Annotated in this window: 13 protein-coding genes; 5 read left to right on the top strand and 8 right to left on the bottom strand. The window is 70.5% G+C overall.

The features are described from left to right. Window positions 1-73: 73 nt before the first annotated feature. Window positions 74-736, bottom strand: a complete 663-nt coding sequence (locus AB0I22_RS28535) for a TetR/AcrR family transcriptional regulator (RefSeq protein WP_363133814.1) — start codon at window positions 734-736, stop codon at window positions 74-76. Between the two features lie 144 nt (window positions 737-880). On the opposite strand from AB0I22_RS28535, the gene AB0I22_RS28530 reads away from it, so the two are divergent. Together AB0I22_RS28530 and AB0I22_RS28525 are read left to right on the top strand one after the other, a co-directional pair. Further along, entirely contained in the window at window positions 881-1,813 is a 933-nt protein-coding gene (locus tag AB0I22_RS28530) for an oxidoreductase (protein ID WP_363133813.1), read from the top strand. A gap of 155 nt (window positions 1,814-1,968) precedes the next feature. Continuing rightward, a complete protein-coding gene (locus AB0I22_RS28525) occupies window positions 1,969-2,355 on the top strand; it encodes a cupin (protein ID WP_363133812.1) in 387 nt (128 codons plus the stop codon). A gap of 106 nt (window positions 2,356-2,461) precedes the next feature. Here the strand turns inward: AB0I22_RS28525 and AB0I22_RS28520 are convergent, their stop codons facing one another. After that, window positions 2,462-2,914, bottom strand: coding sequence for a DUF1801 domain-containing protein (locus AB0I22_RS28520; protein WP_363133811.1), 453 nt, complete (start codon window positions 2,912-2,914; stop codon window positions 2,462-2,464). 375 nt (window positions 2,915-3,289) lie between these two features. On the opposite strand from AB0I22_RS28520, the gene AB0I22_RS28515 reads away from it, so the two are divergent. Continuing rightward, entirely contained in the window at window positions 3,290-4,318 is a 1,029-nt protein-coding gene (locus AB0I22_RS28515; RefSeq protein WP_363133810.1) for a helix-turn-helix transcriptional regulator, read from the top strand. Between the two features lie 98 nt (window positions 4,319-4,416). Here the strand turns inward: AB0I22_RS28515 and AB0I22_RS28510 are convergent, their stop codons facing one another. The 5 genes from AB0I22_RS28510 to AB0I22_RS28490 form a co-directional block, all read right to left on the bottom strand. Next, entirely contained in the window at window positions 4,417-5,721 is a 1,305-nt protein-coding gene (locus tag AB0I22_RS28510) for a PLP-dependent aminotransferase family protein (protein ID WP_363133809.1), read from the bottom strand. After that, a complete protein-coding gene (locus AB0I22_RS28505; protein ID WP_363133862.1) occupies window positions 5,718-6,851 on the bottom strand; it encodes an alpha-hydroxy acid oxidase in 1,134 nt (377 codons plus the stop codon). Before AB0I22_RS28505 ends, AB0I22_RS28510 begins: the two co-directional genes overlap by 4 nt. A gap of 5 nt (window positions 6,852-6,856) precedes the next feature. Continuing rightward, window positions 6,857-7,954, bottom strand: a complete 1,098-nt coding sequence (gene hppD, locus AB0I22_RS28500) for a 4-hydroxyphenylpyruvate dioxygenase (RefSeq protein ID WP_363133808.1) — start codon at window positions 7,952-7,954, stop codon at window positions 6,857-6,859. Between the two features lie 275 nt (window positions 7,955-8,229). Further along, complete coding sequence (locus AB0I22_RS28495; protein WP_363133807.1) at window positions 8,230-8,514, bottom strand: hypothetical protein; 285 nt, start codon at window positions 8,512-8,514, stop codon at window positions 8,230-8,232. Window positions 8,515-9,045: 531 nt separating this feature from the next. After that, window positions 9,046-9,573: a hypothetical protein gene (locus tag AB0I22_RS28490; RefSeq protein ID WP_363133806.1), complete on the bottom strand. Its 528-nt coding sequence runs from the start codon at window positions 9,571-9,573 to the stop codon at window positions 9,046-9,048. Between the two features lie 435 nt (window positions 9,574-10,008). Here AB0I22_RS28490 and aroF point away from each other — a divergent pair, with 435 nt between their 5' ends. Beyond that, on the top strand, window positions 10,009-11,061 hold the full coding sequence (gene aroF / locus AB0I22_RS28485) for a 3-deoxy-7-phosphoheptulonate synthase (protein WP_363133805.1): 1,053 nt from the start codon (window positions 10,009-10,011) through the stop codon (window positions 11,059-11,061). A gap of 396 nt (window positions 11,062-11,457) precedes the next feature. Here aroF and AB0I22_RS28480 read toward each other — a convergent pair whose 3' ends face one another. Further along, window positions 11,458-11,841, bottom strand: a complete 384-nt coding sequence (locus AB0I22_RS28480; RefSeq protein ID WP_363133804.1) for an alpha-hydroxy-acid oxidizing protein — start codon at window positions 11,839-11,841, stop codon at window positions 11,458-11,460. 216 nt (window positions 11,842-12,057) lie between these two features. On the opposite strand from AB0I22_RS28480, the gene AB0I22_RS28475 reads away from it, so the two are divergent. Beyond that, window positions 12,058-13,398, top strand: coding sequence for a PLP-dependent aminotransferase family protein (locus tag AB0I22_RS28475; protein WP_363133803.1), 1,341 nt, complete (start codon window positions 12,058-12,060; stop codon window positions 13,396-13,398). Window positions 13,399-13,406: the final 8 nt, after the last annotated feature.

The raw sequence follows: 13,406 nt of genomic DNA, 5'->3' as shown, positions 1-13,406 counted from the left end.
GCGGCCGCTGCCCGACCGGCCCGTCATCGATGAAGCGCGCGCCGCGCGGAGCAGGGGGCGGGCGCGCCGCCGTTCATGCCTGTTCGCCGTCTGTTACGGGCCGGGCCCGGGCCAGTGCGCCGGCGCGGGCGGCGGCGAGAGCGACCCGCACGGTCTCGTCGGCGACACCCTCCGCGTCCTCCGCGTTCTCCGCGCCCTCGGCGACCTGATCGGCGCTGATCAGCAAGCGGAAGTAGACCGGTGCGGCCAGCGTCCTGAACAGCGCGGCCGGGTCGGTGTCCGCCGGGAGTTCGCCCCGCTCGACGGCGCGCGCGACCACCGGTTCGGCCCGCCGGAACCGGTCGGCGAGGACCCCCCGCCGAGCCTCGGCGATCTCCGGCAGCCGGCCGGCGTCGGAGAGCATCGCGGTCTGCACCGCCCTGCCCACCGGGCTCGTCATGCTCTGTACGAGCGCCTGCGCGAGCGCGCGCAGGTCACCCTCCACGGAGCCGGTGTCCGGGATGGGGATGTCGGTGGCGAAGTGCTCGGCCAGCGCGTCGACGACCAGGCTCTCGCGGTTCTTCCAGCGCCGGTAGACCGTCGTCTTGTGCACCCCGGCCCGCTGGGCCACGCCCTCGACCGTCAGGTCGGCGTACCCCCGGTCCAGCAGTTCGGCGAGGGTGGCGGCGCGCACCGCCGCCTGCGCTTTGCGACCGCGCCCGACCGGACGTACGGGGTCGGAGGACGCCAACTCCATTGCAACTCCTAGTTGCGCTAGCGGGTGATGCCGTGTCAGGCTCCAGCGTATCGCAACTAGAAGTAGCGATACGCAGGTTCTTGACTGTCACCAACCTCCATGGACAGAACACCTAGGACGCCCTTGACCAGGAGAGGGAAGGCCATGTCTCGTGCTCCACGCACTTGGACCTTCGATTCCATCCCCGACCAATCCGGCCGCCTGGCGGTGGTGACCGGGGCCAACAGCGGCATTGGCCAGGTCACCGCGGAGGCGCTCGCCCGCCGGGGAGCCCACGTCGTGCTCGCCTGCCGCAGTCCCGAGAGGGGGCGGGCCGCCCTGGACCGCCTGCTCGCCGAGGTGCCCGGCGCGCGGGCCGAGGTGCGCCGCCTCGACCTGGCCGACCTCGCCTCCATCCGAGCCTTCGCCGCCGGCTGGGACCATGACCGGCTCGATCTGCTGGTCAACAACGCCGGTGTGGCGATGGTGCCGTTCGCCCGGACCGCTGACGGCTTCGAGTCGCAGTTCGGGATCAACCACCTGGGCGCTTTCGCCCTGACCGGGCTGATGCTGCCTCACCTGCGTGCCTCGCCCGAACCGCGAGTGGTCACCGTCAGCAGCGAAGGCCAGCGGTTCGCCCGCTTCGACCTGGGCAACCTCAACGCCGAACGCCGATATCGCGCCGCCTTCGCCTACGTGCAGTCCAAGCGCGCCAATCTCTACTTCGCCACCGAACTGCAACGCCGCGCCGACGCCGCCAGCCTGAGGCTGCGCAGCATGGCCGTCGCGCCCGGGCTCACCCGCACCAACGTGCTCACCGGCGGTGCCAACAGCAACCGGGGCCGACTCTATGGAGCGTTGGCCCGACTGCTGATCCGCGTCGCTTTCCGCCCCACCCCTGAAGGCGCCAAGACCTCCCTGTACGCGGCGACCGTCGCCGACCTGCCGGGCGGAACGTACATCGTGCCCGACGGCCCGCTCCAGCTACGAGGCGAGCCCGTCCGGCGCGACCGGGAGCGCGCCATCCGGGACACCGGCACCGCCCGTCGGCTGTGGGAGCTGTCCGAGAAATTCACCGGCGTTCGCTTCCTCCCGTAGAGCCTGGCGACAATTCCGTGCGCGGAAGGCGCCTGCACCCCAACGGAACGACGGCGCGGTGAATCGACGGCACACCGACCGGCCTGACGGCACCGACGAACCGGCCCGACGGCCCCGTCGAACCGGCCTGACGGCCCCCACTGAAAGGAACGACGATGACCGCCTTACCGATCGACATGTTCGCCCGCGCGATCCACTTCCACAAAAGCGGAACGGTCACCGATGCGGAGCCCCGGACGGCCGGGGATCCCGACGCCTGGCAACTGGCCGCCTTCCGAGCCGAGACCGATCAGGATGTCCACTCCGATCACTGGGAGATGCACCCGGCGGCCGAAGAGGTGGTCTGCTGTCTGTCCGGCGGCATGCGCCTCTACCTGCTGCCGGAGCGCTCGGGAGACGCCGAGGAGATGACCCGCCTGACCCCTCGTACCTGCCTCATCGTGCCGCGCGGCCGCTGGCACCGCATCGAACTGGACGAGCCGACCGACCTGATGTCACTGACCCTGCGCCACGGCACTCAAGTGCGGCCTCGGACCGGCTGACGGCCGCCAGCACGGGGTCGGCGAGGACCGCCCGTAGGGACTGGGCGCCCGCCGCCGCTCGGCAGAGGCCGGCGGGCCCCTGGCCTGGGGCCGTCGAGCAGGAGCCTTAGCCCACCGCCTGCTTCACGAGGGCGCTGATGCGCGCTTCCGCCTCGTCCGTCACCTCGGTCAGGGCGAAGGCGCTCGGCCACATCGTGCCCTCGTCGAGCTTCGCCAGGTCGCTGAAGCCGAGCGTCGCGTAGCGCGCCTTGAACTTGGCCGCGCTCTGGAAGAAGCAGACGACCTTGTCGTCGAGCGCGTAGGCGGGCATTCCGTACCAGAGCTTCGGGGCGAGCTCGGGGGCGCCGGCCGTGACGATGGCGTGGACGCGCTCGGCCATGACGCGGTCCGAGTCCTGCATCTCGGCGATCTTCGCGAGTACGTCCCGCTTCGCCTCGGCAGCCTTGTCCGCGCGGGAGCCGCGGCGGGTAGCCTTCTTCAGCTCTTTGGCGTGGTCCTTCATCGCGGCCCGCTCTTCGGCTGTGAATCCCTCGTGCGTGCTGCTGTCGCCGCTGCTCATGGCAGATCTCCTCTTGAGGACCCTGGAGCCCGATCGTGGGCGCGGACGCGCGGCGGCGATGGCTCACCACCCCGTCATCGGCTCGTGCCATACCGATGACGACTGAAAAGCGAGCGTAGTCGTGGGCACTGACAACGGCGCGTCGCGAGCCGAGCGGCAGGGGCCATAGCCGATCTTCGTGCCGCCCGTTAGCCTCGGGCTTTCACGGGGAGGGCGCGGGAGGGCGCGTTCCTCGGGCGAAGAAGAGAAGAGCATCGAGCCGTACCCGCGTGTCCGCAATGACGGCGGTGGCCGCGGGGCCGTCGCGCGGGCCGGGTCGGGACGCCGCGTGCGCGCCCCGTGGCGGAAGCCGCCGGCTGTCCAAGGAGTCGTACGTTGCTTCCGTTTCTCGGCGTGCAGGGGATCACCGAAACCGTCTACCGGGCCATGCTCGACCACCAGGAGCTGTCCGTCGAAGAACTCGCCGCCCGCCTCTCGCTGTCCAGCGACGACATTCGAGCCGCTCTGGACGTGCTCTTCGACTACAGGCTGCTCAGGGAGTCCTACGACAACCCCGGCCAGCTCTTCGCCGTCGATCCCATCGTCGGCCTCCAGGAACTGCTCGCCAGGGAGCGGCACGAGCTGCTGGAGCGGCAGCAGCGGATCGCCGACAGCCAGCAGATGATCACCCGCATGCTGGCCGAGAACGGGCGGCGGCCCGTCCACGACCGGACCGTTCACGACCGGACCGTCCGCGACCGCGCCGGTGACGGCGACGGGGACGGCACCGAGCGCCTCGACGGACTCCGAGCCGTGCGGCGGCGGATCGAACAGCTCTCGTGCAACGCCTCCCGCACCGTGGTGACGTTCATGTCGGGCGACGCCCAGTCGCCGTCGTCACTGGCGGCCGCGCGCCGCAATGACGAATCGGTTCTCCGGCGCGGGATAGCCGTCCGCACCATCGGCCCGGACACCATCCGCCGGGACCCGGCCGCTCTGGACTACGCCCGCTGGCTCACCGGCCGCGGCGGCGAGTTCCGTACGTCGGCGAGCCTGCCGCCGGGCATGGTCCTCGTGGACGGCTCGGTCGCCCTGCTGTCCATCGACCCCGCCGTCCCCCGCAAGGGCGCGCTCTGCCTCACCAGACCGGGAGTGATCGCCTCACTGGTCGCGCTCTTCGAGTGCGTCTGGGACGTCGCCACCCCGCTGGGCGCGGACCGTGCGGCCGGCCGGGCGGGGCTGCTGGAGCAGGAGCGGGAACTGCTCCTGCTCATCGCGCAAGGGCACACCGACGAGTCCGCGGCCGCTCAGCTCTTCATCTCGCCCCGCACCTCTCGCCGCATGATGGCTTCGATCATGGAACGCCTGGGCGCGCGCAGCCGCTTCGAAGCGGGCGTCAAGGCCGCACAGCACGGCTGGCTCTGACGCCCCGGCCCTTCCCCGTACGCCCGCTACGAGCCGGGTCGGCCGCGCGGCGGGCGTACGGGGCATGTCGGGTCGGGGTCCCGGACGGAGGCCGGCCGTCAGATCCTTTCGGTGATCAACTTCGTCAGCCGGTCGAGCCCCGTCTCGATCTGGTCCGTCGACAGATAGCTGCACGACAGCCGCATCTGATGCGCCGCCACATCGCTGTCATGGAAGTGCCGCATCGGCGTGAACAGCACTCCGTGCTGGTTCGCCGCGATGTCGAGCAGCTCGTCGGTGACCGGGAACGGCACCGTCACCCCCACGAAGAAACCGCCGGCGGGGGTGTTCCAGCGGACGCCGTCCAGGCCGCCGAGGCGTGTGCTCAACCCGCGCAGCAGGCAGTCGAGGTTGCGCCGGTAGATGCCGATCTGCCGCTGGTTGGCCCGCAGCAGACTGCCTTCGTGCTCCAGCAGCATGCCACCCACCAGAGCCTGGCTCACCGGCGGCGTGTTCACCGTGAGCATGCTCTTCGCCTTCGACAGCTCGTCGGCCAGCAGCCCGCCGTCCGGCCCAGCGATCCGCTGGTCCGCCACGGCGAAACCCACCCGCGCGCCGGGGAAGCAGGTCTTCGCCAGCGACCCGAGATAGACCACGTGCTGCCCGGTGTCGAGCGCCTTCAGGGTCGGCGGCCGTTCGCCCTCCACCGCCTGGAAGAACCCGTACGGATTGTCCTCCAGCAGGAGCAGGTCCTCTTCGGCCGCGATCTCCAGCAGCCGCCGGCGGCTGCGTACGGTCATGCTGAGGCCGCTCGGATTGGAGAAGTCGGGCACGAGGTACAGCGCCCGGGGCCGCAGTCCTTCGGCTCGGGCGGCCGCGATCCGGGCGGTCAGGTCGTCCAGGTCCACACCGTCCGGGCCCTCGCCGACCGGATGGACGGGGAAGTCCAGCAGCCGCGCGGCGCCGGTCAGTCCGACGTAGGTGGGCGCCACGGCCAGCACCACGTCGCGGTCCGTGGCCCGCAGGGCGCGCAGCACCAGCCAGAGCGCCTCCTGGGCTCCGACGGTGACCAGGACGGCCTCCGGGTCCACGGTGATTCCCTCGTCCACGGCGAGCTGCCGCGCGATGAGCTCGTGGACGATGCCCTTGGTGCGCCCGTACTGGAACAGCTCCCGGTGGATCCGCGTCCGGTCGTACCCCTTCGTTTCGGTCAGATAGCCGGCGTAGGCGTCGAGGTAGCGGTGCAGGTCGGCGAGGTCGAAGGTGTCCTCGCAGGGCCGGCCGGGCGCGAAGGAGATCGCGTCCGGGAACCGGTTCGCCACCTCGTTGAGGAAGTTCATCGACAGCATCGCCGGATCGCGGAGCGAGGCGTGCAGATCCGCCGGGTCGAGCCGGACGGACGCGGCGGGTTCGACGGTCGTCATCGGGTACCGCCTTCGGACGTACGGCCGCCCGGCACCCGCGCCGTCAGCAGCCGGACGGCGGCGAGGTCGGCGCAGCCGGCGAGCTCCAGGGCGGAGCGCAGTTCGACGCCGAGCAGGTCGAGGACCCGGCGCACACCCGCCTCGCCCCCGGCGGCCAGCCCCCACAGGGCGGGCCGGCCGAGCAGGACGCCGCTCGCCCCCAGCACCAGGGCCTTGAGCACGTCCGTACCGCCGCGGATGCCGCTGTCCAGCAGCACTCGGCAGCGGTCCGGGACCGCCTCGCGCACCGCCGGCAGCATCTCCACGCTGGCCACGGCGGAGTCGAGCTGGCGGCCCCCGTGGTTGGAGACCACCACGGCGTCCGCGCCGAGGTCGGCGGCGAGCACGGCGTCCCGCGGGTCCATGATCCCCTTCACGATCAGCGGCAGCCGGGTCCGCTCCCGCAGCGTGGTGAGGTCGTCCCAGCTCAGCCCGGCCGCGAAGGCACTGGCCGTGTGCTCGGCCACCGCGGACACACCGGGCCGCCGGTCATGGGTCTCCTGAACGCTCACCGGGTCCAGGTTGGCGGCCGCCACGTCGGTCGGCAGGGCGAACCCGTTGCGCAGGTCCCGCAGTCGCCGCCCCATCCGGGGCACGTCCACGGTCACGACGAGCGCCGCGCAGCCCGCTTCCTCGGCCCGTACCACCAGCTCGGCCGTGGCCCCGCGGTCGCGCAGGCAGTACAGCTGGAACCAGGTGATACCGCCGAGAGCGGTGACGGACTCGATCGGCCGGCTGCTCAGCATGGACAGGGCGAACGGCACTCCGGCCCCCGCGGCTGCCCGAGCCGTAGCCAACTCGCCTTCCGCGTGCGCGAGTTGTTGATACGCCATCGGTGCGACCGCGACCGGCAGGGCGGCGGTCGGAGCCCCGGGCAGCTCGGTCTCGGTGTCACAGCCGGCCGCCCCGGCCAGTACTCGGGGTACGAGCCCGATCCGGTCCAGGGCCGCCCGGTTGGCCGCGAGGGTCAGTTCGGCGCCGCTGCCGCCCGCGATGAAGTCCCAGACCTCGGGGGGCAGCAGCCGCTCGGCGACGGCCTCGAAGTCCGCGACGGACAGCGGCACGGAACCGGCCGCGGCGGTCTGCTCCAGGCCGCTCACCGGGACCCTCCCGCGGACTCCTCCGGACCTTCCGACGCCAGCCGCTCGGCCTCGACCGCCTCGTACAGGGCCTTGATATTGCCGCTGCCGAACGTACGGGCGCCGAAGCGCTCGATCACCTCGTAGAACAGCGTGTTGCTCGGGTGGGTGGAGCGCGTGAAGATCTGGAACAGCTGGCCGTCGTGGTCCTCGTCCACCAGCACGTTGCGCTCGCGCAGCCGAGCGGTGGTGTGCCGGGCCAGGTCGAGCCGGCCCGGCAGCATGGCGTAGTAGGAATCGGGGACGGACAGGAAGCCGACGCCGCGCCCGTTCAGCGTGCCGACCGTCTCGACGATGTCCGCGGTGGAGAAGGCGAGGTGCTGCACGCCGGGGCCGCCGTGGTCCTTGACGAAGCGGTTTATCTGGCCGGGCGCGGCGGTGGCGACCGGCTGGATCAGGGTGAGGGTGATCTCGCCGGAGGGGCTCTGGACCACCTTCGACTCCATCGCCTGCGCTCCCACCTTGATGTCCTCGGTGAAGGTCATCCGGAAACCGAGTACGCGGGTGTAGAACTCCACCGTGCGGTCGAGGTCGCCGGACTCCAGGCATACCGCGAAGTGGTCGATGTCCGCGAGGAGTTCGATTGGACCGGTCGCGCCTGGAGCGGCTGCGCCGACGACGTCCGGGAGCGCGGTGAAGGCGGGCGGCACCGCGGGCCGGCCCGCTTCGGTGAGGGTGTGCACCACGTCGCCGAAGCCCGCGATCACCGCGGTGGTACGGCCGTCCGCGCGCCGGGACGGCGACGCGACCGGAACCGCCCCGCGCTCCACGGCGTCGGCGTACGCCGACGGCACATCGGGCACGGTGAACGCGATATCCGACACGGCGTCTCCGTGCGCCCGGACATAGTCGGCCGCCGGATGGCTCTCCGTACGGGCCTGGGCGAGTACGAGGGTGATCCGGCCCTGCTGAAGGGCCAGGGAAACACTGTCCGGTGCGTCGGCTCGGGCAACCGGGCGGAAGCCGTAGAGGTCGGTCATCTCGGTCGAGGCCGCCGCCAGGTCGGCGACGCGGAACTCGACATGGCCAAGGCCAAAATCGGGTGCGTAGGTCATGACAGAACCATTCGTCGGGCAATGGGGATGCCGGGAAGGGATGAGGGTCGAAAGAGGGGCGGAGTGAAATAGGCGGGGCGAACGCCGGGGTGAGCGCCGGGGTGAGCGCCGGAATTCGCGCGGGGAGGGGGAAGACCCTCCGGGCAGGACAGAGCGTCGTGCCGGAACCCGGTGTGGTCAAGGGCGCCGGGGGCGGGCCCCGGCCGTCGTCGGTCAGTGCGACGGGCGGGCGGGGAATCGGCGGGCGAAGAAACAGGCGGTCGGCGGTCGGATGGTCAGAGATCCGGATTCTCGGGCGCTTGTCTGAGCGCGGCCACCTCCCAGCCGCGCAGGACGGGCGACGACGCCAGGGCCCTGCGGCAGATCGCCGTGGTCGCCGCGGCCGCTGCCGCGCTGTCCAGCCGGCTGTAGAACCCGAGATGGATGAAGCGGTCGCCGGACCGGATGCTCACGTGCTCCAGTTGGGCGTCGGGAGTGGCGAACACCCACATCACATCCGAGATCTCGGCGGCCGGCGGCTCGTGCGCCGGATGCCGGCCGCGCGGCGCGAGCGTGACCATGATGAGACGCATAAGGCGGCTCGACCGAATCGGCCGGCCGGGCTATGCGGCGGATGCGGTCGGTTCGCGGTCCGGGGCCGGGCCGACTTCGTCACTCGGACCGGCGCCAGGGCGGCACGTGGCGTTCATGCCCGTATCGGCCGCGCTGAGCTCCATCGGCATGACCAGTGCGGTGCGGGTGGTTCCAGGAATCCGAGCGGAAAGCGGCATGGAAATTCCCCAGGAAATAGTCAGGTCGTCAGGACGATCGGCCTTTCGAGAAGGGGAGCCCTGGTGGTCGGTTGGCCGGGACCGCCGTTCCCCTTGATCAATAGTCACCCGGGGCCGAGAGTTCCGGGAAGGCGAAACGGAGGGCCGGAACCGTCCAGGCCGCTTTATGCCACTCGGCTGGGCGCCGGGGCCTCGGTACCCCCGGGCCTCGGGACCCGTGTCGGCGGGTGCGGCGTCTTCCGCCGGGACGGCACCGGCGACGCTGTCCCGGTCGTTGCGTACGTACCGCCCCCACGGAGGAAGCCGTCTGGGGCGTCCGCGTCAGCCCGCCCACTTCCGCAACAGCGCCTCGCGCTCCGGACCGCGCGGCGGCTTCCCCTCCCACGCGCGGCCCCACTCCGCCATCGCCGCCAGCGTCGTGCCCTTCGTCGCCTCGCCCTCCGTGAGACGGGACAGGAGTACGCGGGAGAGTTCGACCTCTGCCGGGGGATAGCCGACGGCGGCGGCCGCGAAAACGGCCGACTCGCGGGTGCCGGAGGCTGTTTCCACACGCACCGTCATCAGCGGCGGGGCCTCGTCCACCCGGCCGGGACCGTTCGGCAGAGCCAGGTTCAGCACCGTCTCCAGTGCCACGTCCTTGACCGCGCCGACCCGCCGCATCAGGGATCTCACGGGGACGTCCGCCACCGTCAGGGCACGCACGTCCTCCCATAGGCAGAGACCGGACTGCTCGTCGCCCAGGGCGATCACGCCCTCGGGGGCCAGCCGGACCCCGGGGCCCGGACCCGACGGCTTCGCGCCTACGTACACGTCGCCGCCGGCGATCCAGAACAGGCCCACCATGGCCATGGGTTGCTCACTTTCCCCGGCGACAGCGCCGCCGTGGCGCGCATCAAATGATCAGGTCGTTCTCCGCACCGTGCGAAGAAGCCGGAAGAACCCCTCTTCCCGGCCCGTACATGGTGCACGAAGTACATGGCGCCCGAACCGCGGAGGGGTGCCGCTCCGGCCCGGTCCTTTCCGTTCAGTCTACCGTCCGCGGGAATCCGGACGGGAAGGAGCATGGAATTGTTGAGCGGCCCTCCCGGGGCTCGTAACCTGTTGAACGAAAAGCACGGTGTTCCCGGCGATGGCCGCGCACGTGTTCAACCCGGATTCCTTTCGTCCGCCCCGGGCCGGACGGCGAAGACGCACGGATTTCCCCGTACAAGCGCGCCGAATGACTTTCATCCGCTCCCAGGGCTCTTCGCGGCCCGGGAGTCTCAGCGACGGAAGGAACCTCTCATGGTGGTGGTGATGGCCCCGGAGGCCACACAGGAGGAAATCGACGGAATCGTCGATCTGGTGCGTTCGGCGGGCGGCGACGCCTTCGTCAGCCGCGGGGTGACGCGCACGATCGTCGGACTCGTCGGGGACGTGGACGCGTTCGAGGCGCTGAATCTGCGCAGCCGGGCCGGTGTGCTGGACGCGGTGCGGATCTCGGTGCCGTACAAGCTGATCAGCCGTGAGCACCATGCGGCCCGCTCGGTGATCAGTGTCGGCGGCGTGCCGATCGGCCCGGACACCCTCACGGTGATCGCGGGCCCGTGCGCGGTCGAGTCGCCGGAGCAGACGCTGGCCGCGGCGCACATGGCGAAGGCCGCCGGGGCGTCGCTGCTGCGCGGCGGGGCGTTCAAGCCGCGCACCTCGCCGTACGCCTACCAGGGGCTCGGCGAGGCCGGGCTGCGCGTCCTCGCGGACGTACGGGCCGAGACCGGGCTGCCGGTGGTGACCGAGGTGATCGACGCGGCCGGCGTCGATCTGGTCGCCTCCTACGCGGACATGCTCCAGGTCGGCACCCGCAATATGCACAACTTCGCGCTGCTGCAGGCCGTAGGGGCGGCGGGCCGGCCGGTGCTGCTCAAGCGGGGGTTCGGGGCGACGATCGAGGAGTGGCTGATGGCGGCGGAGTACATCGCGCAGCGCGGCAACCTGGACATCGTGCTCTGCGAGCGGGGCATCCGCACCTTCGAGACCGCGACCCGCAACACCCTCGACATCAGCGCGGTGCCGCTCGCCCAGCGGCTGTCCCACCTCCCGGTGATCGTGGACCCGTCGCACTCCGGCGGCCGGCGCGAGCTGGTGCTGCCGCTGACCCGGGCGGCCCTCGCGGTCGGCGCGGACGGGGTGATGATCGATGTGCATCCCGAGCCGAAGAGGGCGCTGTGCGACGGCGACCAGGCGCTGGTGGACGCCGATATCGAGGACATCGCCAGCGCCGTCGGAGTGCTCGCGCCGCTGATGGGCCGCACTCTCGCCCGGCCCCCGGCGCGGGACGGGGCTTCTTGGTTCAGCTGACCATACGGCCCATTCGACCATCGAGGGCCGCGGAGCGGGCGGCTGAATTCGCCGTCCGAGCGGAGCGTGGGATCGCCGATACCGGGAATTCACCGCTGCGGCGTCCGAGCAATGTCCAAGCGGCGTCCAAGTGCGAAATACGTCCGGATGGACGGCGGAAGTCGTCGGCGCCGGGAACCATGAGAGTCGGGCAGGCGCACGCGCGCCGAAATCGTGGCCTGCCACGTTCCCACACGTTCCAAAAGGGGGTAGTGGCAGGGAAATTCGCGCGATCGATCACATCGAACTCCATGGTGAGGACGCCGACCAGGCGGCCGCCTGCCTGTGCGACTCCTTCGGGTTCGCCCCGCACGGCAGCGGCGCTCGTATACCGCACGCCCCGTGCTCCTGGGGGTCCTATCGGTCGCGGACCGCTGCCGCATCATCGGCGGCGACATGCTGAAGGGAGGAAGGGAGGAAGGGAGGAAGGGAGGAAGGGAGGAAGGGAGGAAGGGAGGGAGCGCCGAGCGCCAGCGCCTTGAGGACGTCCGTACCGCCGCGCACCCAGCTGTCCAGCAGGACCTCGCAGCGGTCGCCGACGGCCCCCGCGACCTCCGCCGGCGCATCGACGCTTGGCAGTGCGCCGTCCAACTGCCTGCCTCCGTGATTGGACACCACGACGGCATCCACCTCCAACTCCACGGCTCGCAACGCGTCGACGGGGTCAAGAATCCCCTTGAGGATGAGCGGAAGGCGGGTACGGGACCGGAGCTCGGCCACGTGCGACCAGGTGAGGGTCATGGGTACGCACCTGTCAAGAATGACGCCGCGACGCTACTGTGACTGCACGTCAGGCAGCGATTTCAGGGCTGCTGTCCCTGCCTGTCCGGGGCGAACGTCCATTGCTGCGTGAGCGGTTCTGGGTGATGATATTGGTGCGACGTGCCGTGCCGTGCCGTGCCTTGTCGCCAGCGAGTCGCCCTCCGTGCGTTGTCGTCCGTGAGAAAGAATCCATCCATGGAAAACGTGCAATCGGAAATCGTACTCGCCGAGTTGAACGCGACCACGCTGCACGCATCGCTGGGCGACGCGTCGATGGAGTCCATGAACCTGCTGAACGAGATCGCGGGCACCTATCCGGAAGCCGTCTCGTTCGCGGCCGGGCGCCCCTACGAAGGGTTCTACGACGTGGCCCAGGTGCACGAATACCTGCGGGTCTTCTGCGACCACCTCAGAACCGAATGCGGAATGACTGATGCTCAAGTGGCCCGCACGCTCTATCAGTACGGTGACACCAAGGGAATCATCACCGATCTCGTCGCGCGCAGCCTCGCCGTGGACGAGGGCATCGAGATCGACCCCCGGTCCGTGGTCGTCACGGTCGGCTGCCAGGAGGCGATGTTCCTGGTACTGCGCGCGCTGCGCGCCGACGACCGGGACGTACTGCTCGCTCCCAGCCCCACCTACGTCGGGCTGACCGGCGCGGCGCTCCTCGCCGACCTGCCCGTACGGACGGTGCGCACCGGCGAGTCCGGGATCGACCTGGACGACCTCCTGGTCCAGTTGCGGGCCGCGCGGGCTGAGGGAAAGCGGGTTCGCGCCTGCTATGTGACGCCGGATTTCGCCAATCCGGTAGGCGTCAGCATGGAAATCCCGGACCGGCGCCGGCTGCTGGAAATCGCCGAGAGCGAGGACATCCTCCTGCTGGAGGACAACGCCTACGGGCTGTTCCACAGCGGACCCGGCCGGCCGCCCACCCTCAAGGCACTGGACCGTCGGCGTCGTGTCGTCTATCTGGGTTCGTTCGCCAAAACCGGTGTGCCGGGCGCGCGGGTGGGTTATGCGGTCGCCGACCAACTAGTGACCAACGAGGGCGGGGGCGGCGAAGACGGCAGGCTGTTCGCCGACGAACTGTCGAAAATCAAGAGCATGCTCACCGTGAACACCTCGCCCATCGGACAAGCGGTGATCGGCGGAAAGCTGCTCAGCAACGGTTGCAGCATGATCGCGGCAAATCACCGTGAGGCGGCCGTATACCGGGACAATCTCAACCAGGTGCTGCACGGGCTGGCCAAGCGGCTGGGCGACCGCCCCGAGATCTCCTGGAACGCGCCGACGGGCGGGTTCTTCGTGGTGGTCACCGTTCCGTTCACGGTGGACGACGAATTCCTGAAGTACGCGGCCGGCCGCCATGGCGTGCTGTTCACGCCGATGCACCATTTCTACGGCACCACGGCGGGCTTCCGGCAACTGCGGCTGTCGATCAGCACGCTCACCCCGGACCGTATCGAGCAGGGACTGGACCGGCTTGCCGAGCTGATCGACGAGCGGATGCGGACGGCCCCCGACCGCTCTTGAGGCAGAGC

This window comes from Streptomyces sp. NPDC050610, assembly GCF_040654875.1.
Taxonomy (GTDB): domain Bacteria; phylum Actinomycetota; class Actinomycetes; order Streptomycetales; family Streptomycetaceae; genus Streptomyces.
This window is presented reverse-complemented; position numbering and strand designations above follow the sequence as displayed.

Excerpts from the sequence above, each read along its gene's own strand:
- AB0I22_RS28535 (WP_363133814.1), bottom strand. The coding sequence starts at position 736 with ATGGAGTTGGCGTCCTCCGACCCCGTACGTCCGGTCGGGCGCGGTCGC.
- AB0I22_RS28530 (WP_363133813.1), top strand. The coding sequence starts at position 881 with ATGTCTCGTGCTCCACGCACTTGGACCTTCGATTCCATCCCCGACCAA.
- AB0I22_RS28525 (WP_363133812.1), top strand. The coding sequence starts at position 1,969 with ATGACCGCCTTACCGATCGACATGTTCGCCCGCGCGATCCACTTCCAC.
- AB0I22_RS28520 (WP_363133811.1), bottom strand. The coding sequence starts at position 2,914 with ATGAGCAGCGGCGACAGCAGCACGCACGAGGGATTCACAGCCGAAGAG.
- AB0I22_RS28510 (WP_363133809.1), bottom strand. The coding sequence starts at position 5,721 with ATGACGACCGTCGAACCCGCCGCGTCCGTCCGGCTCGACCCGGCGGAT.
- hppD (WP_363133808.1), bottom strand. The coding sequence starts at position 7,954 with ATGACCTACGCACCCGATTTTGGCCTTGGCCATGTCGAGTTCCGCGTC.
- AB0I22_RS28495 (WP_363133807.1), bottom strand. The coding sequence starts at position 8,514 with ATGGTCACGCTCGCGCCGCGCGGCCGGCATCCGGCGCACGAGCCGCCG.
- AB0I22_RS28490 (WP_363133806.1), bottom strand. The coding sequence starts at position 9,573 with ATGGCCATGGTGGGCCTGTTCTGGATCGCCGGCGGCGACGTGTACGTA.
- aroF (WP_363133805.1), top strand. The coding sequence starts at position 10,009 with ATGGTGGTGGTGATGGCCCCGGAGGCCACACAGGAGGAAATCGACGGA.
- AB0I22_RS28480 (WP_363133804.1), bottom strand. The coding sequence starts at position 11,841 with ATGACCCTCACCTGGTCGCACGTGGCCGAGCTCCGGTCCCGTACCCGC.
- AB0I22_RS28475 (WP_363133803.1), top strand. The coding sequence starts at position 12,058 with ATGGAAAACGTGCAATCGGAAATCGTACTCGCCGAGTTGAACGCGACC.